General features: G+C 54.1%; 5 protein-coding genes, 3 tRNA genes and 8 rRNA genes. 1 reads left to right on the top strand and 15 read right to left on the bottom strand.

Features of this window, described 5'->3' with window-relative positions:
* Positions 1-151: 151 nt before the first annotated feature.
* Complete coding sequence (locus DCL27_RS01720) at positions 152-1,348, bottom strand: amino acid aminotransferase (RefSeq protein ID WP_035597085.1); 1,197 nt, start codon at positions 1,346-1,348, stop codon at positions 152-154.
* 175 nt (positions 1,349-1,523) lie between these two features.
* On the opposite strand from DCL27_RS01720, the gene dkgA reads away from it, so the two are divergent.
* Positions 1,524-2,354 carry a 2,5-didehydrogluconate reductase DkgA gene (gene dkgA, locus DCL27_RS01715; protein ID WP_035596986.1) on the top strand — a complete coding sequence of 277 codons (831 nt, stop codon included), beginning with the start codon at positions 1,524-1,526 and terminating at the stop codon, positions 2,352-2,354.
* A 49-nt stretch (positions 2,355-2,403) separates the two neighbouring features.
* Here dkgA and DCL27_RS01710 read toward each other — a convergent pair whose 3' ends face one another.
* From DCL27_RS01710 to DCL27_RS01645, 14 genes are all read right to left on the bottom strand, one after another.
* On the bottom strand, positions 2,404-4,680 hold the full coding sequence (locus DCL27_RS01710) for a YgiQ family radical SAM protein (protein ID WP_035596985.1): 2,277 nt from the start codon (positions 4,678-4,680) through the stop codon (positions 2,404-2,406).
* Positions 4,681-4,881: 201 nt separating this feature from the next.
* Positions 4,882-5,811 carry a homoserine O-acetyltransferase MetA gene (metA, locus tag DCL27_RS01705; protein ID WP_035596983.1) on the bottom strand — a complete coding sequence of 310 codons (930 nt, stop codon included), beginning with the start codon at positions 5,809-5,811 and terminating at the stop codon, positions 4,882-4,884.
* Between the two features lie 157 nt (positions 5,812-5,968).
* Complete coding sequence (ampC, locus tag DCL27_RS01700) at positions 5,969-7,129, bottom strand: class C beta-lactamase (RefSeq protein WP_005289704.1); 1,161 nt, start codon at positions 7,127-7,129, stop codon at positions 5,969-5,971.
* Positions 7,130-7,453: 324 nt separating this feature from the next.
* Positions 7,454-7,569 (bottom strand): 5S ribosomal RNA (gene rrf, locus DCL27_RS01695).
* Between the two features lie 90 nt (positions 7,570-7,659).
* Positions 7,660-10,566: ribosomal RNA gene (locus DCL27_RS01690) — 23S ribosomal RNA — on the bottom strand.
* A gap of 161 nt (positions 10,567-10,727) precedes the next feature.
* A tRNA-Ala gene (locus DCL27_RS01685) sits at positions 10,728-10,803 on the bottom strand.
* Between the two features lie 54 nt (positions 10,804-10,857).
* Positions 10,858-10,934 (bottom strand) — tRNA-Ile (locus DCL27_RS01680).
* Positions 10,935-11,007: 73 nt separating this feature from the next.
* Positions 11,008-12,551, bottom strand: a 16S ribosomal RNA gene (locus tag DCL27_RS01675).
* A gap of 284 nt (positions 12,552-12,835) precedes the next feature.
* Positions 12,836-12,951 (bottom strand): 5S ribosomal RNA (gene rrf / locus DCL27_RS01670).
* Positions 12,952-13,040: 89 nt separating this feature from the next.
* Positions 13,041-15,948 (bottom strand): 23S ribosomal RNA (locus DCL27_RS01665).
* A 191-nt stretch (positions 15,949-16,139) separates the two neighbouring features.
* Positions 16,140-16,215: transfer RNA gene (locus DCL27_RS01660), tRNA-Glu, on the bottom strand.
* A gap of 83 nt (positions 16,216-16,298) precedes the next feature.
* Positions 16,299-17,840 (bottom strand): 16S ribosomal RNA (locus DCL27_RS01655).
* 284 nt (positions 17,841-18,124) lie between these two features.
* Positions 18,125-18,241 (bottom strand): 5S ribosomal RNA (gene rrf, locus DCL27_RS01650).
* Between the two features lie 90 nt (positions 18,242-18,331).
* Positions 18,332-21,239, bottom strand: a 23S ribosomal RNA gene (locus DCL27_RS01645).
* The 16S, 23S and 5S rRNA genes sit together here with 3 tRNA genes alongside, the layout of an rRNA operon.
* Between the last annotated feature and the right edge of the window lie 35 nt (positions 21,240-21,274).

Raw genomic sequence — 21,274 nt, 5'->3', positions numbered from 1 at the left:
GCGGAAAGTTCTGTAAAGATAGCCAGACGCCGCGTCAGAAAAGGACAAGGGGCGCCAAAGCGCCGGGAGCAAACGCAGAATCTACGCCAGTCTCAGTCATAAGAGAGGGGCGCAGTATTACGCCCCCCTTCGCGCTGAAACACTATGTACCTCAGGCCATCACGCGCGCCAATGCCGCCGCTACGCGCGCCAGATTACCCTCATTCAAGCCGGCCATACAGATTCGACCGCTCGCCACCAGATAGACTGCGTCCTGCTGCTGCAGTTGCGCCACCTGCTGAGGCGACAGCCCGGTATAGCTGAACATCCCACGCTGGCGGCGTAGATAGTCGAAGTTACGCTGCGGCAGCGCCTGATTGAGCAGGGAGGCCAACTGCTTACGCATATCGATGATACGCAAGCGCATCGCCTCGACCTCTCCCCGCCATTGGCGATGTAATGCCGGATCGCTGAGCACGCCAGCCACCAGCGTCGCACCGTGTAACGGTGGGCTGGAGTAGTTACGTCGTACCGTTGCCTTTAGCTGCCCCAAGACGCGTGCCGCCTCGGCGCTATCGCCACATAGCACTGATAAGCCGCCGACCCGCTCGCCATACAGCGAGAAGATCTTGGAGAAGGAGTTGCTGATCAGACATGGCAGCCCGGCATCAGCGATGGCGCGAATGGCGTAGACATCGTGATCCATGCCACCGCCGAATCCTTGATAGGCGATATCAAGGAAGGGGATCAGGGTACGTCGACGCAACAGCGCCACTAGCGTGTCCCACTGCGCAGGCGTTAGATCCGCGCCCGTCGGATTATGGCAGCAGGGGTGCAACAGCACGATGCTCTGCGGCGCTAACTGCTCCAATGCCGCCAGCATGGCGTCGAAGCGTACCCCTAACGTCTGTGAGTCGAAATAGGGATAACGATGCACACGAAAACCCGCCCCCTCGAAGATCGCGACATGGTTCTCCCACGTCGGATCGCTGACCCATACCTCAGCGGCAGGGAAATAGCGTCGCAAAAAGTCGGCACCGATCTTCAAGGCCCCCGATCCCCCCACCGTTTGCACCGTCGCCACGCGTTTCTGGCGCAACGCCGGGTGATCGGCGCCCAATAGCAGCGACTGTACGGCGCCACGATAACTGGCCAAGCCTTCCATGGGTAAATAAAGCGGTGCCGTCGGCGGCGCCGCATTCAGGCGATCCAAGACGGTGGCGACCGAGGAGAGCATCGGTACCTCGCCCCGCTGGTCATAATACAGTCCGATACTCAGGTTCACTTTCTCGGGACGAGGATCCTGCTGGAAACGCTCCATGAGAGAGAGGATCGGGTCGCCGGCATAGTCATCTACATGTTCAAACACGGGGTGGCTCTCCTTTTGGCTGATAGCCATAACATAACCCTATATCACAGAAAAATACTAGCCGGCTCACGCGTTACGCATGCCGACCCAGTCGGACGATCCACGATAATAGGGAGTGTGCTAAGGTAAAAATCTGATGAGTACCTCTTCGATACAACCCACACTGGAGATCGTCATGCCTACCCCTCCCTCTATTACGCTGAATGATGGCAACCGCATCCCACAACTCGGATTAGGGGTCTGGCAGGTCAGCGATGTCTTAGCGCGCGACGTCGTCGGCGAGGCGTTACGCGTCGGTTACCGCGCCATCGATACAGCCGCGATCTACGGTAATGAAAGCGGTGTCGGCCAGGCATTGCAGCAGAGCGGCCTGGCGCGTGAGTCGCTGTTCATCACCACGAAGCTGTGGAATGCCGACCATCTGGAGGTTGAGCGCGCCCTGCACGCGAGCCTACATAAGCTACGTCTGGAGTATGTCGATCTCTACCTCATCCACTGGCCGATGGCGCTGCAGGACACCTTCGTCCATGCCTGGCGCCACCTGATCGCCCTGCGCCGCCAAGGCGTGGTCAAGAGTATCGGAGTCTGTAACTTCAATCCCGAGCATATCCAACGCCTGCTGGATGAGACCGGTGTGGTACCTGCCATCAATCAGATCGAACTTCATCCCTTGATGCAGCAAGCGACATTGCAAGCCTGGAACCGCCGCCACGGTATTGCGACCGAGGCCTGGAGCCCCTTGGCTCAGGGGGGAGAGGGCGTGTTTGACGCCGAACCGATTCGCCGCCTGGCGGCCAAGTATGGTAAGACGCCGGCGCAGATTGTCATTCGTTGGCATCTGGATTGCGGGCGCATCGTGATCCCGAAAACCGTCTCGGCGATGCGTCTGAAGGAAAATATCGCCGTATTTGACTTTAAACTGGAGGCGGGCGAACTGGCACAGATCGCCCGTCTGGAGTGCGGCAAGCGGCTGGGATCCGATCCCGCCACCTATATGCGCCTGTAGGGCATGAGTATGGCCCTGATGCGATGCATCAGGGCCACTCATGAGACCTTTAGCGCGGCTTCTTGCTCTGCCCGGCAGGACGACGGGTATTGCGCCCCTCTGGACGAGCAGGACGGCCATTGTCCCCCTTCCCGCCCGAACGCGACGCGGGCTGCGCCGCTCCCTTCACCGCCCCACTCTTCGCCGGCCGACTACTGCTCTGAGCATTAGCGGCAGGACGGCGTGGCGCACCGGTGTGTTTCGTCATCGCCGGCGTCATGTTGCGCTGATAACCCCGGCGAGCGGCGCGCTGCTCCTCCAGCGTCGGTGCGGGGACCAGGCACTCGCGGCGATTACCGATCAGATGTTGCAGCCCCATCTCCTCCAGCGCGGCGCGGATCATCGGCCAGTTCGCCGGATCATGATAACGTAACAGCGCTTTATGTAGACGGCGTTGGCGTTCTCCCTTCGGCACCACCACCTCTTCGCTCTTATAATCCACCTTAGAGAGCGGGTTCTTCCCGGTGTAGTACATGGTGGTCGAGTTGGCCAGCGGCGATGGGTAGAAGTTTTGCACCTGATCGAGGCGGAAACGATGCTGCTTAAGCCAAAGCGCCAGGTTCACCATGTCCTCGTCGCGTGTTCCCGGATGCGCGGAGATGAAATAGGGGATCAGATACTGCTCTTTGCCCGCCTGCTTCGAATAGCTATCGAATAGCTCCTTAAAGCGGTAATAGCTGCTCATCCCCGGCTTCATCATCTTCGACAACGGCCCCTCTTCCGTATGCTCCGGGGCGATCTTCAGATAACCGCCGACGTGATGCGTCGCCAGCTCCTTGATGTAACGCGGATCTTGCACCGCCAGATCGTAACGTACACCGGAGGCGATCAGGATCTTCTTCACCCCGGCCAGATCGCGGGCACGGCGATAGAGCTTAATCGTCGGCTCGTGATTGGTATCCATGTGACGACAGATATCCGGATAGACACAGGAGGCTCGGCGGCAGGTCTGTTCGGCGCGCGGCGACTGGCAGCGCAGCATGTACATGTTGGCGGTCGGGCCGCCGAGATCGGAGATGATCCCGGTAAAGCCCGGGACCTTATCGCGGATCTCTTCGATCTCGCGAATGATGGAGTCTTCGGAGCGGCTTTGAATGATGCGCCCCTCATGCTCGGTGATCGAACAGAAGGCACAACCGCCGTAGCAGCCACGCATGATGTTGACCGAAAAACGGATCATGTCATAGGCCGGTAGACGCGCCTTACCGTAGGCAGGATGCGGTACCCGTTGAAACGGCAGGGCATAGACGCTATCCATCTCTTCGGTACTCAGCGGAATGGCCGGTGGGTTGACCCAGACATAGCGATCGCCATGTTTCTGCATCAGGGCGCGTGCGCAACCGGGGTTGGTTTCATGATGCAGAATACGCGAGGCGTGGGCATACATCACCTTATCCCCTTTCACCTTCTCGAAAGAGGGCAATAGAACGTAGGTCTTTTCCCAGGGTTTGGGCTTGGGCGCACGCACGGTGATCGGCGCCGCCTCGTCGACCGGCTTGGGCGAACAAGCCAGATCGTCGCCGTAGGGATTGGGGATCGGCTCAATCCGCCCTGGGGTATCGAGGCGAGTCGAATCGACGCCGCTCCACCCCGGTAACGGCTCCTTGCGCATGATGGCGGTGTTACGCACATCGCAGATGCTGCTGATCGGTTCGCCTGCCGCTAAGCGGTGTGCGACTTCGACCAATGGGCGCTCCCCGTTGCCATACATCAGCATATCGGCCTTTGCATCCACCAGGACCGAGCGACGCACCGTATCCGACCAATAGTCGTAGTGCGCCACACGGCGCAGGCTGGCCTCGATCCCCCCGAGGATCACTGGCACGTCACTGAACGCCTCCTTACAACGCTGGCTATAAACCAAGGTGGCGCGATCCGGGCGCTTTCCCCCCTCGTTATTCGGCGTATAGGCATCGTCATGACGTAGCTTGCGATCGGCGGTATAGCGGTTGATCATCGAGTCCATGTTGCCGGCGGTCACGCCGAAGAAGAGATTCGGCTTACCCAGGCGCATAAAGTCGGTTTTACTGGTCCAGTCCGGCTGCGCGATGATGCCGACCCGGAAGCCTTGCGCTTCCAGCATACGGCCGACGATGGCCATACCGAAGCTGGGATGATCCACGTAGGCATCACCGGTCACGATGATAATGTCGCAGCTGTCCCACCCCAGCTTATCCATCTCTTCACGCGACATCGGTAAGAACGGTGCGGTGCCGAAACATTCGGCCCAATAAGGGGTGTAGGAGAACAGATCGCGCTCCGGTTGGATTAGGCTGACACTACTCATGACGCTACTCTTGTATTGGTAAGACAGGCGGGTCTGGTGAACAAATCATCAGGATCAGGGCGGCGATTATACGCATTACGGCCAAGAAAAGAAATCAAGAGGATGTTAGCCCATGCGCCATCCCCAAACGGGAGGGCGCGTGACGGCCTGGCGCTGACACCCAACGCAGTGCGACGATGGAGCGCCATCTGGAGCGGCGGCTTACTCCAGGGTTGGATTCATCTGGCGCAGATCATAAGGGGTTATCTGGTAAACATAATAGTTCAACCAGTTAGTAAATAGCAGATGTCCATGGCTGCGCCAGGTCGCCCTGGGGGTACGTGTAGGGTCATCCTGGGGAAAGTAATTGAGCGGCAGCGTTGGCGCCAGGCCAGCATTCACATCACGCTGATATTCATCAGCCAACGTATGGGGGTCATATTCCGGATGACCGGTGACGAACACCATACGCTTATCGGCGCTGGCGAACAGGTAGGCGCCCGCCTGTTCCGACTCGGCAAAGATCTGCAGGTCGGTCTCCGTGCGGATCAGCGACGCCGGAAAATCGGCATAACGCGAGTGTGGCGCCCAAAAAGCCTCATCGAAACCGCGGGTCAGCAACGCTAAGGGGTGTAACGTCTGATGGCTGTAAACCCCGGAGAGTTTCTCGCTGCGTGTCATCTTCGGTAGTCCATATAGCACGTTGAGCGCCGCCTGCACCGCCCAGCAGACGAAGAGCGTCGAGGTCACATGGGATCGCGCCCATTCGATCACCCGCGCGATTTGCGACCAGTAGGCGACATCACCAAAATCGACCAAGCCCAATGGAGCACCGGTGACGATCAAACCATCGAAATTCTGCTGCTGAATCTCCTCAAAATCGCAATAGAAGTTGTTCAGATGTTCGCTCGGCGTATTTTTTGATTCACGCCGATCGATGCGTAGTAATTGGATGTCGATCTGCAGTGGAGAGTTCGATAACAGACGGAGAAATTGATTCTCTGTCTCGATCTTCTTCGGCATCAGGTTCAGCAACAACACCTTCAACGGGCGGATCTCCTGCCCTGCGGCACGCGAGTGCGTCATGACAAAGACGTTTTCATTACGCAAAAAATTAACGGCGGGTAAGGCATCGGGGATCCTGATTGGCATGCGTGCACTCCAGCGGTGATGAAAGACGGTCCATGTTCACTTTTAGACATCTGGATAGCCAAAATAATCCGTTTTATCCCGCTTGTACAGGGTAAGGCCCGTGAGAAATTTTCATTCAGTGGCCAGAGGCGGCGCCACAGCGCCGCACAAGGGAGGATTACTGGAGATGTTGCAGAATGGTGTAGGCAGCTTGGACTCGCTGCGGGTTCGGATAGTTTTTATTCGCTAGCATCACGATGCCTAACTGAGCCTGAGGAATAAAGGCGATATACGCGCCAAAGCCATTCGTCGAGCCGGTCTTATGCACCCAGGAGGCGGCCTGCGGCGCACTCGGCGGGGTAATCAAGCGCACGACGCGAGGCTGTAAAGCGACGCTATTCGCGCTATCAGCAATCAGCGTCTGCGCGTTCAGCGGCCAGTTCAGCATCTCCCAACCTAATCCCTGGTATAACGCACCGGCCTGATAGTAACGCGACTGCGCGAAGTCTAGGGCTTGGCGCAACGTCTTATCTTTAACCTGAGCGGGATCCATGTTGGCCTGTAGCCAGCTGGCCATGTCCTGCGAGGTTGATTTGATACCATAGGCCTCCTCATCTAACGCTCCCGGCGTCACACGCAGTGGATGACCGTCACGGTAACCCCAAGCATAGTTAGCCATGGCTGCGGCGGGAACGTTCAGATAGGTATGGCGCAATGCCAGGGGCTGCAAGATCCAACGCGCCATCGCCTGGCTAAAGCTCAAGCCGCTCGGCTGAACCGCCAACATACCAAACAGACCGATACTGGCATTAGAGTAATAACGCGTCGTTCCGGCGGCCCATTGGGGTTGCCAACGCTGATAGAAGTCCAGCAGTTGCGCCTTATCGCCCACGCTCTCCGGCACCTGTAGCGGTAATCCCCCCGCGGTATAGGTTGCCAATTGCTGGAGGGTAATGTTATGCCATTGCGTACCGCTTAGCGCCGGCCAAAGCGTAGCCGCACGATCTTGCAGGCGAATGTCGCCTCGCTGTAAGGCATAACCGCCCAGAACGCCAGTAAAGGTTTTACTTACCGAGCCTAATTCAAACAATGTCTGTGGGGTCACCGCACGCTGAGTCGCCTGATCGGCAACACCATAGTTGTAGTAGTAGGATTTGCCTCGATAGACCACCGCCACCGCCATGCCGGGGATCTGCTGCTGTTGCAGCAATGGCACGATGGTCTGCTCCACCGCTACGGCGACGCGTTGCGCTTCCGTCGCTGGTTGTGCGGCCTGTGTAAAAGGAGAGAAGGACACCGCGCACAACGCGAGAGCACAAGAGAATCGTTGAATTATCATCGCCAAGCACCATCAAATCAGAGAGGAAGAGAGCATCATCACTCGCGCATCAATGCCGCCATGGCAGCTTTTAGCCCCGAGGCAGACAGACAGCGCGCAGCATTCGAAACGCCTGGCGATCGATCCCAGAGATGCATCGGAGCATTTAACGAGAAGGCTGGCCGACGGTCAATCGCTTTTCCGGTGAAAGCATTGCGCCATAGCGTGATTCACAACAAAAGGAGGATAAAATAAAGGGGATATACAGTCAGCGAAGACAAGAGAGTAAACGATAGAAAAAGAAAAAGCCCCACGCATCAGCGTGGGGCTTTTTCTCTATTTGATGCCTGGCAGTTCCCTACTCTCGCATGGGGAGACCCCACACTACCATCGGCGCTACGGCGTTTCACTTCTGAGTTCGGCATGGGGTCAGGTGGGACCACCGCGCTATCGCCGCCAGGCAAATTCTGTTTTACCAACCGCCATCAAGGCCATTGGTTCCAATCTTGAACAAGCTAAATTCGTCTCTCTAAAAACACCTTCGGTGTTGTAAGGTTAAGCCTCACGGATCATTAGTACTGGTTAGCTCAACGTATCGCTACGCTTACACACCCAGCCTATCAACGTCTTAGTCTTAAACGTTCCTTTAGTGGACTCAAGGTCCAAGGGAAGACTCATCTCGAGGCAAGTTTCGCGCTTAGATGCTTTCAGCGCTTATCTCTTCCGCACGTAGCTACCGGGCAATGCAATTGGCATCACAACCCGAACACCAGCGGTGCGTCCACTCCGGTCCTCTCGTACTAGGAGCAGCCCCTCTCAATCTTCCAACGCCCACGGCAGATAGGGACCGAACTGTCTCACGACGTTCTAAACCCAGCTCGCGTACCACTTTAAATGGCGAACAGCCATACCCTTGGGGCCTACTTCAGCCCCAGGATGTGATGAGCCGACATCGAGGTGCCAAACACCGCCGTCGATATGAACTCTTGGGCGGTATCAGCCTGTTATCCCCGGAGTACCTTTTATCCGTTGAGCGATGGCCCTTCCATTCAGAACCACCGGATCACTAAGACCTGCTTTCGCACCTGCTCGAGCCGTCACTCTCGCAGTCAAGCTAGCTTATGCCTTTGCACTAACCTCCTGATGTCCGACCAGGATTAGCTAACCTTCGTGCTCCTCCGTTACTCTTTGGGAGGAGACCGCCCCAGTCAAACTACCCACCAGACACTGTCCCTATCCCGGATTACGGGACCAGGTTAGAACATCAAACATTAAAGGGTGGTATTTCAAGGTCGGCTCCATGCAGACTGGCGTCCACACTTCAAAGCCTCCCACCTATCCTACACATCAAGGTTCAATGTTCAGTGTCAAGCTATAGTAAAGGTTCACGGGGTCTTTCCGTCTTGCCGCGGGTACACTGCATCTTCACAGCGAGTTCAATTTCACTGAGTCTCGGGTGGAGACAGCCTGGCCATCATTACGCCATTCGTGCAGGTCGGAACTTACCCGACAAGGAATTTCGCTACCTTAGGACCGTTATAGTTACGGCCGCCGTTTACTGGGGCTTCGATCAAGAGCTTCGCCTTGCGGCTGACCCCATCAATTAACCTTCCAGCACCGGGCAGGCGTCACACCCTATACGTCCACTTTCGTGTTTGCAGAGTGCTGTGTTTTTATTAAACAGTTGCAGCCAGCTGGTATCTTCGACTAGCTTCAGCTCCATCCGCGAGGGACTTCACCTACATGCCAGCGTGCCTTCTCCCGAAGTTACGGCACCATTTTGCCTAGTTCCTTCACCCGAGTTCTCTCAAGCGCCTTGGTATTCTCTACCTGACCACCTGTGTCGGTTTGGGGTACGATTCAGTGTTATCTAGAGCTTAGAGGCTTTTCCTGGAAGCAGGGCATTAACCACTTCAGCACCGTAGTGCCTCGTCATCACGCCTCAGTGTTAGAGATAACCGGATTTGCCAGGTCATCACACCTACACGCTTAAACCGGGACAACCGTCGCCCGGCCGGTCTAGCCTTCTCCGTCCCCCCTTCGCAATAACACCAAGTACAGGAATATTAACCTGTTTCCCATCGACTACGCCTTTCGGCCTCGCCTTAGGGGTCGACTTACCCTGCCCCGATTAACGTTGGACAGGAACCCTTGGTCTTCCGGCGAGCGGGCTTTTCACCCGCTTTATCGTTACTTATGTCAGCATTCGCACTTCTGATACCTCCAGCAGCCCTCACAGGCCACCTTCACAGGCTTACAGAACGCTCCCCTACCCAACAACACATAGTGTCGCTGCCGCAGCTTCGGTGCATGGTTTAGCCCCGTTACATCTTCCGCGCAGGCCGACTCGACCAGTGAGCTATTACGCTTTCTTTAAATGATGGCTGCTTCTAAGCCAACATCCTGGCTGTCTATGCCTTCCCACATCGTTTCCCACTTAACCATGACTTTGGGACCTTAGCTGGCGGTCTGGGTTGTTTCCCTCTTCACGACGGACGTTAGCACCCGCCGTGTGTCTCCCGTGATAACATTCTTCGGTATTCGTAGTTTGCATCGGGTTGGTAAGTCGGGATGACCCCCTAGCCGAAACAGTGCTCTACCCCCGAAGATGAGTTCACGAGGCGCTACCTAAATAGCTTTCGGGGAGAACCAGCTATCTCCCGGTTTGATTGGCCTTTCACCCCCAGCCACAAGTCATCCGCTAATTTTTCAACATTAGTCGGTTCGGTCCTCCAGTTAGTGTTACCCAACCTTCAACCTGCCCATGGCTAGATCACCGGGTTTCGGGTCTATACCTTGCAACTAGACGCCCAGTTAAGACTCGGTTTCCCTACGGCTCCCCTATTCGGTTAACCTTGCTACAAAATATAAGTCGCTGACCCATTATACAAAAGGTACGCAGTCACACCCCGAAGGATGCTCCCACTGCTTGTACGTACACGGTTTCAGGTTCTATTTCACTCCCCTCGCCGGGGTTCTTTTCGCCTTTCCCTCACGGTACTGGTTCACTATCGGTCAGTCAGGAGTATTTAGCCTTGGAGGATGGTCCCCCCATATTCAGACAGGATAACACGTGTCCCGCCCTACTCATCGAACTCACAGCTGTGCACCTTCGTGTACGGGGCTATCACCCGGTATCGCGCGACTTTCCAGACGCTTCCACTAATGCACAAACTGATTCAGGTTCTGGGCTCTTCCCCGTTCGCTCGCCGCTACTAGGGGAATCTCGGTTGATTTCTTTTCCTCAGGGTACTTAGATGTTTCAGTTCCCCTGGTTCGCCTCGTTAAGCTATGTATTCACTTAACGATAGTGCAACGAATTGCACTGGGTTTCCCCATTCGGACATCGCCGGCTAATAATGCTTCATATCAGCTCACCGACGCTTATCGCAGATTAGCACGTCCTTCATCGCCTCTGACTGCCTAGGCATCCACCGTGTACGCTTAGTCACTTAACCTCACAACCCGAAGGTGTTTCACTTCGTGCTGTAAGCATTTGAGAGACTCTCGAATCACTTGTTAAAAGCAATTCGATTGTTTTCGAATTTTCAGCTTGTTCCAGATTGTTAAAGAGCAAAATATTTCACAACATGCTGATTTCTCAGTATGTTCTGAAATATGGTGGAGCTATGCGGGATCGAACCGCAGACCTCCTGCGTGCAAAGCAGGCGCTCTCCCAGCTGAGCTATAGCCCCATGACTTTACTGCCGATACCTTATTACCCGCTCCACTTCACCCAGGAAGGGAGTTGGTAGGCCTGAGTGGACTCGAACCACCGACCTCACCCTTATCAGGGGTGCGCTCTAACCACCTGAGCTACAAGCCTGCATAAGGTATTTGCTCGTTGACATTTACCAGACAATCTGTGTGAGCACTACACAATATTTCGTATCTTCAGGTAAGGAGGTGATCCAACCGCAGGTTCCCCTACGGTTACCTTGTTACGACTTCACCCCAGTCATGAATCACAAAGTGGTAAGCGCCCTCCCGAAGGTTAAGCTACCTACTTCTTTTGCAACCCACTCCCATGGTGTGACGGGCGGTGTGTACAAGGCCCGGGAACGTATTCACCGTGGCATTCTGATCCACGATTACTAGCGATTCCGACTTCATGGAGTCGAGTTGCAGACTCCAATCCGGACTACGACGTACTTTATGAGGTCCGCTTGCTCTCGCGAGGTCGCTTCTCTTTGTATACGCCATTGTAGCACGTGTGTAGCCCTACTCGTAAGGGCCATGATGACTTGACGTCATCCCCACCTTCCTCCAGTTTATCACTGGCAGTCTCCTTTGAGTTCCCGGCCGAACCGCTGGCAACAAAGGATAAGGGTTGCGCTCGTTGCGGGACTTAACCCAACATTTCACAACACGAGCTGACGACAGCCATGCAGCACCTGTCTCAGCGTTCCCGAAGGCACTCCCGTATCTCTACAGGATTCGCTGGATGTCAAGAGTAGGTAAGGTTCTTCGCGTTGCATCGAATTAAACCACATGCTCCACCGCTTGTGCGGGCCCCCGTCAATTCATTTGAGTTTTAACCTTGCGGCCGTACTCCCCAGGCGGTCGATTTAACGCGTTAGCTTCGGAAGCCACGCCTCAAGGGCACAACCTCCAAATCGACATCGTTTACAGCGTGGACTACCAGGGTATCTAATCCTGTTTGCTCCCCACGCTTTCGCACCTGAGCGTCAGTCTTCGTCCAGGAGGCCGCCTTCGCCACCGGTATTCCTCCAGATCTCTACGCATTTCACCGCTACACCTGGAATTCTACCTCCCTCTACGAGACTCTAGCTTGCCAGTCTTGGATGCAGTTCCCAGGTTAAGCCCGGGGATTTCACATCCAACTTAACAAACCGCCTGCGTGCGCTTTACGCCCAGTAATTCCGATTAACGCTTGCACCCTCCGTATTACCGCGGCTGCTGGCACGGAGTTAGCCGGTGCTTCTTCTGTAGGTAACGTCAATTGTACGTGCTATTAACACGCACACCTTCCTCCCTACTGAAAGTACTTTACAACCCGAAGGCCTTCTTCATACACGCGGCATGGCTGCATCAGGCTTGCGCCCATTGTGCAATATTCCCCACTGCTGCCTCCCGTAGGAGTCTGGACCGTGTCTCAGTTCCAGTGTGGCTGGTCATCCTCTCAGACCAGCTAGGGATCGTCGCCTAGGTGAGCCATTACCTCACCTACTAGCTAATCCCATCTGGGTTCATCTGATGGCATGAGGCCCGAAGGTCCCCCACTTTGGTCTTGCGACGTTATGCGGTATTAGCTACCGTTTCCAGTAGTTATCCCCCTCCATCAGGCAGATCCCCAGACATTACTCACCCGTCCGCCGCTCGTCAGCGGAGAAAGCAAGCTTTCTCCCTGCTACCGCTCGACTTGCATGTGTTAAGCCTGCCGCCAGCGTTCAATCTGAGCCATGATCAAACTCTTCAATTAAAAGCTTGATGCTCAAAGAAATTAAACTGTTTATTCGTAATGAATTAACTGCTGTCACTCTTCAAGACTTTAAATATTTTGGCATTCCGAGGAATGCTTAATACGAATCTTGCGAGTGCCCACACAGATTGTCTGATAATTTGTTAAAGAGCAGTGACTTAGCAAGTGTTCCTTACCAAGTCGAGGTGGCGTATGTTACGCTTTCCTCAGTGAGTGTCAACCGCTAATTTAGCAGTTTCACCTCATTTCGAAAGATCACTAAACAATGATCTTTGGAAATGGATGCCTGGCAGTTCCCTACTCTCGCATGGGGAGACCCCACACTACCATCGGCGCTACGGCGTTTCACTTCTGAGTTCGGCATGGGGTCAGGTGGGACCACCGCGCTATCGCCGCCAGGCAAATTCTGTTTTACCAACCGCCATCAAGGCCATTGGTTCCAATCTTGAACAAGCTAAATTCGTCTCTCTAAAACACCTTCGGTGTTGTAAGGTTAAGCCTCACGGATCATTAGTACTGGTTAGCTCAACGTATCGCTACGCTTACACACCCAGCCTATCAACGTCTTAGTCTTAAACGTTCCTTTAGTGGACTCAAGGTCCAAGGGAAGACTCATCTCGAGGCAAGTTTCGCGCTTAGATGCTTTCAGCGCTTATCTCTTCCGCACGTAGCTACCGGGCAATGCAATTGGCATCACAACCCGAACACCAGCGGTGCGTCCACTCCGGTCCTCTCGTACTAGGAGCAGCCCCTCTCAATCTTCCAACGCCCACGGCAGATAGGGACCGAACTGTCTCACGACGTTCTAAACCCAGCTCGCGTACCACTTTAAATGGCGAACAGCCATACCCTTGGGACCTACTTCAGCCCCAGGATGTGATGAGCCGACATCGAGGTGCCAAACACCGCCGTCGATATGAACTCTTGGGCGGTATCAGCCTGTTATCCCCGGAGTACCTTTTATCCGTTGAGCGATGGCCCTTCCATTCAGAACCACCGGATCACTAAGACCTGCTTTCGCACCTGCTCGAGCCGTCACTCTCGCAGTCAAGCTAGCTTATGCCTTTGCACTAACCTCCTGATGTCCGACCAGGATTAGCTAACCTTCGTGCTCCTCCGTTACTCTTTGGGAGGAGACCGCCCCAGTCAAACTACCCACCAGACACTGTCCCTATCCCGGATTACGGGACCAGGTTAGAACATCAAACATTAAAGGGTGGTATTTCAAGGTCGGCTCCATGCAGACTGGCGTCCACACTTCAAAGCCTCCCACCTATCCTACACATCAAGGTTCAATGTTCAGTGTCAAGCTATAGTAAAGGTTCACGGGGTCTTTCCGTCTTGCCGCGGGTACACTGCATCTTCACAGCGAGTTCAATTTCACTGAGTCTCGGGTGGAGACAGCCTGGCCATCATTACGCCATTCGTGCAGGTCGGAACTTACCCGACAAGGAATTTCGCTACCTTAGGGCCGTTATAGTTACGGCCGCCGTTTACTGGGGCTTCGATCAAGAGCTTCGCCTTGCGGCTGACCCCATCAATTAACCTTCCAGCACCGGGCAGGCGTCACACCCTATACGTCCACTTTCGTGTTTGCAGAGTGCTGTGTTTTTATTAAACAGTTGCAGCCAGCTGGTATCTTCGACTGGCTTCAGCTCCATCCGCGAGGGACTTCACCTACATGCCAGCGTGCCTTCTCCCGAAGTTACGGCACCATTTTGCCTAGTTCCTTCACCCGAGTTCTCTCAAGCGCCTTGGTATTCTCTACCTGACCACCTGTGTCGGTTTGGGGTACGATTCAGTGTTATCTAGAGCTTAGAGGCTTTTCCTGGAAGCAGGGCATTAACCACTTCAGCACCGTAGTGCCTCGTCATCACGCCTCAGTGTTAAAGATAACCGGATTTGCCAGGTTATCACACCTACACGCTTAAACCGGGACAACCGTCGCCCGGCCGGTCTAGCCTTCTCCGTCCCCCCCTTCGCAATAACACCAAGTACAGGAATATTAACCTGTTTCCCATCGACTACGCCTTTCGGCCTCGCCTTAGGGGTCGACTTACCCTGCCCCGATTAACGTTGGACAGGAACCCTTGGTCTTCCGGCGAGCGGGCTTTTCACCCGCTTTATCGTTACTTATGTCAGCATTCGCACTTCTGATACCTCCAGCAGCCCTCACAGGCCACCTTCACAGGCTTACAGAACGCTCCCCTACCCAACAACACATAGTGTCGCTGCCGCAGCTTCGGTGCATGGTTTAGCCCCGTTACATCTTCCGCGCAGGCCGACTCGACCAGTGAGCTATTACGCTTTCTTTAAATGATGGCTGCTTCTAAGCCAACATCCTGGCTGTCTGTGCCTTCCCACATCGTTTCCCACTTAACCATGACTTTGGGACCTTAGCTGGCGGTCTGGGTTGTTTCCCTCTTCACGACGGACGTTAGCACCCGCCGTGTGTCTCCCGTGATAACATTCTTCGGTATTCGTAGTTTGCATCGGGTTGGTAAGTCGGGATGACCCCCTAGCCGAAACAGTGCTCTACCCCCGAAGATGAGTTCACGAGGCGCTACCTAAATAGCTTTCGGGGAGAACCAGCTATCTCCCGGTTTGATTGGCCTTTCACCCCCAGCCACAAGTCATCCGCTAATTTTTCAACATTAGTCGGTTCGGTCCTCCAGTTAGTGTTACCCAACCTTCAACCTGCCCATGGCTAGATCACCGGGTTTCGGGTCTATACCTTGCAACTAGACGCCCAGTTAAGACTCGGTTTCCCTACGGCTCCCCTATTCGGTTAACCTTGCTACAAAATATAAGTCGCTGACCCATTATACAAAAGGTACGCAGTCACACCCCGAAGGATGCTCCCACTGCTTGTACGTACACGGTTTCAGGTTCTATTTCACTCCCCTCGCCGGGGTTCTTTTCGCCTTTCCCTCACGGTACTGGTTCACTATCGGTCAGTCAGGAGTATTTAGCCTTGGAGGATGGTCCCCCCATATTCAGACAGGATAACACGTGTCCCGCCCTACTCATCGAACTCACAGCTGTGCACCTTCGTGTACGGGGCTATCACCCGGTATCGCGCGACTTTCCAGACGCTTCCACTAATGCACAAACTGATTCAGGTTCTGGGCTCTTCCCCGTTCGCTCGCCGCTACTAGGGGAATCTCGGTTGATTTCTTTTCCTCAGGGTACTTAGATGTTTCAGTTCCCCTGGTTCGCCTCGTTAAGCTATGTATTCACTTAACGATAGTGCAACGGATTGCACTGGGTTTCCCCATTCGGACATCGCCGGCTAATAATGCTTCATATCAGCTCACCGACGCTTATCGCAGATTAGCACGTCCTTCATCGCCTCTGACTGCCTAGGCATCCACCGTGTACGCTTAGTCACTTAACCTCACAACCCGAAGATGTTTCACTTCGTGCTGCAAGCATTTGAGAGACTCTCGAATCACTTTATTAAAAGCAATTCGATTGTTTTCGAATTTTCAGCTTGTTCCAGATTGTTAAAGAGCAAAATATTGCAAACATGACTCGTAAGTCCGTTTTGCAATATTGTTGGCACCGTCTTTCACCCGATACCGCAAATGGCGTCCCCTAGGGGATTCGAACCCCTGTTACCGCCGTGAAAGGGCGGTGTCCTAGGCCTCTAGACGAAGGGGACACTGGGTCGACTTCGCAGACGCTTTGCTCGAACATCTATCAGACAATCTGTGTGAGCACTACACAATACTTCGTATTTTCAGGTAAGGAGGTGATCCAACCGCAGGTTCCCCTACGGTTACCTTGTTACGACTTCACCCCAGTCATGAATCACAAAGTGGTAAGCGCCCTCCCGAAGGTTAAGCTACCTACTTCTTTTGCAACCCACTCCCATGGTGTGACGGGCGGTGTGTACAAGGCCCGGGAACGTATTCACCGTGGCATTCTGATCCACGATTACTAGCGATTCCGACTTCATGGAGTCGAGTTGCAGACTCCAATCCGGACTACGACGTACTTTATGAGGTCCGCTTGCTCTCGCGAGGTCGCTTCTCTTTGTATACGCCATTGTAGCACGTGTGTAGCCCTACTCGTAAGGGCCATGATGACTTGACGTCATCCCCACCTTCCTCCAGTTTATCACTGGCAGTCTCCTTTGAGTTCCCGGCCGAACCGCTGGCAACAAAGGATAAGGGTTGCGCTCGTTGCGGGACTTAACCCAACATTTCACAACACGAGCTGACGACAGCCATGCAGCACCTGTCTCAGCGTTCCCGAAGGCACTCCCGTATCTCTACAGGATTCGCTGGATGTCAAGAGTAGGTAAGGTTCTTCGCGTTGCATCGAATTAAACCACATGCTCCACCGCTTGTGCGGGCCCCCGTCAATTCATTTGAGTTTTAACCTTGCGGCCGTACTCCCCAGGCGGTCGATTTAACGCGTTAGCTTCGGAAGCCACGCCTCAAGGGCACAACCTCCAAATCGACATCGTTTACAGCGTGGACTACCAGGGTATCTAATCCTGTTTGCTCCCCACGCTTTCGCACCTGAGCGTCAGTCTTCGTCCAGGAGGCCGCCTTCGCCACCGGTATTCCTCCAGATCTCTACGCATTTCACCGCTACACCTGGAATTCTACCTCCCTCTACGAGACTCTAGCTTGCCAGTCTTGGATGCAGTTCCCAGGTTAAGCCCGGGGATTTCACATCCAACTTAACAAACCGCCTGCGTGCGCTTTACGCCCAGTAATTCCGATTAACGCTTGCACCCTCCGTATTACCGCGGCTGCTGGCACGGAGTTAGCCGGTGCTTCTTCTGTAGGTAACGTCAATTGCACGTGCTATTAACACGCACACCTTCCTCCCTACTGAAAGTACTTTACAACCCGAAGGCCTTCTTCATACACGCGGCATGGCTGCATCAGGCTTGCGCCCATTGTGCAATATTCCCCACTGCTGCCTCCCGTAGGAGTCTGGACCGTGTCTCAGTTCCAGTGTGGCTGGTCATCCTCTCAGACCAGCTAGGGATCGTCGCCTAGGTGAGCCATTACCTCACCTACTAGCTAATCCCATCTGGGTTCATCTGATGGCATGAGGCCCGAAGGTCCCCCACTTTGGTCTTGCGACGTTATGCGGTATTAGCTACCGTTTCCAGTAGTTATCCCCCTCCATCAGGCAGATCCCCAGACATTACTCACCCGTCCGCCGCTCGTCGGCGAGGAAGCAAGCTTCCTCCCGCTACCGCTCGACTTGCATGTGTTAAGCCTGCCGCCAGCGTTCAATCTGAGCCATGATCAAACTCTTCAATTAAAAGCTTGATGCTCAAAGAAATTAAACTGTTTATTCGTAATGAATTAACTGCTGTCACTCTTCAAGACTTTAAATATTTTGGCATTCCGAGGAATGCTTAATACGAATCTTGCGAGTGCCCACACAGATTGTCTGATAATTTGTTAAAGAGCAGTGACTTAGCAAGCGTTCCTTACCAAGTCGAGGTGGCGTATGTTACGCTTTCCTCAGTGAGTGTCAACCGCTAATTTAGCAGTTTTATCTCATTTCGAAAGATCACTAAACAATGATCTTTGGAAATGGATGCCTGGCAGTTCCCTACTCTCGCATGGGGAGACCCCACACTACCATCGGCGCTACGGCGTTTCACTTCTGAGTTCGGCATGGGGTCAGGTGGGGACCACCGCGCTATCGCCGCCAGGCAAATTCTGTTTTACCAACCGCCATCAAGGCCATTGGTTCCAATCTTGAACAAGCTAAATTCGTCTCTCTAAAAACACCTTCGGTGTTGTAAGGTTAAGCCTCACGGATCATTAGTACTGGTTAGCTCAACGTATCGCTACGCTTACACACCCAGCCTATCAACGTCTTAGTCTTAAACGTTCCTTTAGTGGACTCAAGGTCCAAGGGAAGACTCATCTCGAGGCAAGTTTCGCGCTTAGATGCTTTCAGCGCTTATCTCTTCCGCACGTAGCTACCGGGCAATGCAATTGGCATCACAACCCGAACACCAGCGGTGCGTCCACTCCGGTCCTCTCGTACTAGGAGCAGCCCCTCTCAATCTTCCAACGCCCACGGCAGATAGGGACCGAACTGTCTCACGACGTTCTAAACCCAGCTCGCGTACCACTTTAAATGGCGAACAGCCATACCCTTGGGACCTACTTCAGCCCCAGGATGTGATGAGCCGACATCGAGGTGCCAAACACCGCCGTCGATATGAACTCTTGGGCGGTATCAGCCTGTTATCCCCGGAGTACCTTTTATCCGTTGAGCGATGGCCCTTCCATTCAGAACCACCGGATCACTAAGACCTGCTTTCGCACCTGCTCGAGCCGTCACTCTCGCAGTCAAGCTAGCTTATGCCTTTGCACTAACCTCCTGATGTCCGACCAGGATTAGCTAACCTTCGTGCTCCTCCGTTACTCTTTGGGAGGAGACCGCCCCAGTCAAACTACCCACCAGACACTGTCCCTATCCCGGATTACGGGACCAGGTTAGAACATCAAACATTAAAGGGTGGTATTTCAAGGTCGGCTCCATGCAGACTGGCGTCCACACTTCAAAGCCTCCCACCTATCCTACACATCAAGGTTCAATGTTCAGTGTCAAGCTATAGTAAAGGTTCACGGGGTCTTTCCGTCTTGCCGCGGGTACACTGCATCTTCACAGCGAGTTCAATTTCACTGAGTCTCGGGTGGAGACAGCCTGGCCATCATTACGCCATTCGTGCAGGTCGGAACTTACCCGACAAGGAATTTCGCTACCTTAGGACCGTTATAGTTACGGCCGCCGTTTACTGGGGCTTCGATCAAGAGCTTCGCCTTGCGGCTGACCCCATCAATTAACCTTCCAGCACCGGGCAGGCGTCACACCCTATACGTCCACTTTCGTGTTTGCAGAGTGCTGTGTTTTTATTAAACAGTTGCAGCCAGCTGGTATCTTCGACTGGCTTCGGCTCCATCCGCGAGGGACTTCACCTACATGCCAGCGTGCCTTCTCCCGAAGTTACGGCACCATTTTGCCTAGTTCCTTCACCCGAGTTCTCTCAAGCGCCTTGGTATTCTCTACCTGACCACCTGTGTCGGTTTGGGGTACGATTCAGTGTTATCTAGAGCTTAGAGGCTTTTCCTGGAAGCAGGGCATTAACCACTTCAGCACCGTAGTGCCTCGTCATCACGCCTCAGTGTTAAAGATAACCGGATTTGCCAGGTTATCACACCTACACGCTTAAACCGGGACAACCGTCGCCCGGCCGGTCTAGCCTTCTCCGTCCCCCCTTCGCAATAACACCAAGTACAGGAATATTAACCTGTTTCCCATCGACTACGCCTTTCGGCCTCGCCTTAGGGGTCGACTTACCCTGCCCCGATTAACGTTGGACAGGAACCCTTGGTCTTCCGGCGAGCGGGCTTTTCACCCGCTTTATCGTTACTTATGTCAGCATTCGCACTTCTGATACCTCCAGCAGCCCTCACAGGCCACCTTCACAGGCTTACAGAACGCTCCCCTACCCAACAACACATAGTGTCGCTGCCGCAGCTTCGGTGCATGGTTTAGCCCCGTTACATCTTCCGCGCAGGCCGACTCGACCAGTGAGCTATTACGCTTTCTTTAAATGATGGCTGCTTCTAAGCCAACATCCTGGCTGTCTATGCCTTCCCACATCGTTTCCCACTTAACCATGACTTTGGGACCTTAGCTGGCGGTCTGGGTTGTTTCCCTCTTCACGACGGACGTTAGCACCCGCCGTGTGTCTCCCGTGATAACATTCTTCGGTATTCGTAGTTTGCATCGGGTTGGTAAGTCGGGATGACCCCCTAGCCGAAACAGTGCTCTACCCCCGAAGATGAGTTCACGAGGCGCTACCTAAATAGCTTTCGGGGAGAACCAGCTATCTCCCGGTTTGATTGGCCTTTCACCCCCAGCCACAAGTCATCCGCTAATTTTTCAACATTAGTCGGTTCGGTCCTCCAGTTAGTGTTACCCAACCTTCAACCTGCCCATGGCTAGATCACCGGGTTTCGGGTCTATACCTTGCAACTAGACGCCCAGTTAAGACTCGGTTTCCCTACGGCTCCCCTATTCGGTTAACCTTGCTACAAAATATAAGTCGCTGACCCATTATACAAAAGGTACGCAGTCACACCCCGAAGGATGCTCCCACTGCTTGTACGTACACGGTTTCAGGTTCTATTTCACTCCCCTCGCCGGGGTTCTTTTCGCCTTTCCCTCACGGTACTGGTTCACTATCGGTCAGTCAGGAGTATTTAGCCTTGGAGGATGGTCCCCCCCATATTCAGACAGGATAACACGTGTCCCGCCCTACTCATCGAACTCACAGCTGTGCACCTTCGTGTACGGGGCTATCACCCGGTATCGCGCGACTTTCCAGACGCTTCCACTAATGCACAAACTGATTCAGGTTCTGGGCTCTTCCCCGTTCGCTCGCCGCTACTAGGGGAATCTCGGTTGATTTCTTTTCCTCAGGGTACTTAGATGTTTCAGTTCCCCTGGTTCGCCTCGTTAAGCTATGTATTCACTTAACGATAGTGCAACGGATTGCACTGGGTTTCCCCATTCGGACATCGCCGGCTAATAATGCTTCATATCAGCTCACCGACGCTTATCGCAGATTAGCACGTCCTTCATCGCCTCTGACTGCCTAGGCATCCACCGTGTACGCTTAGTCACTTAACCTCACAACCCGAAGGTGTTTCACTTCGTGCTGCAAG

It is taken from the genome of Edwardsiella tarda ATCC 15947 = NBRC 105688 (genome assembly GCF_003113495.2).
GTDB lineage: Bacteria > Pseudomonadota > Gammaproteobacteria > Enterobacterales > Enterobacteriaceae > Edwardsiella > Edwardsiella tarda.
This window is presented reverse-complemented; position numbering and strand designations above follow the sequence as displayed.

Coding starts and splice junctions, on each gene's coding strand:
- ampC (WP_005289704.1), bottom strand. CDS start 7,129: ATGATAATTCAACGATTCTCTTGTGCTCTCGCGTTGTGCGCGGTGTCC.
- DCL27_RS01710 (WP_035596985.1), bottom strand. CDS start 4,680: ATGAGTAGTGTCAGCCTAATCCAACCGGAGCGCGATCTGTTCTCCTAC.
- metA (WP_035596983.1), bottom strand. CDS start 5,811: ATGCCAATCAGGATCCCCGATGCCTTACCCGCCGTTAATTTTTTGCGT.
- dkgA (WP_035596986.1), top strand. CDS start 1,524: ATGCCTACCCCTCCCTCTATTACGCTGAATGATGGCAACCGCATCCCA.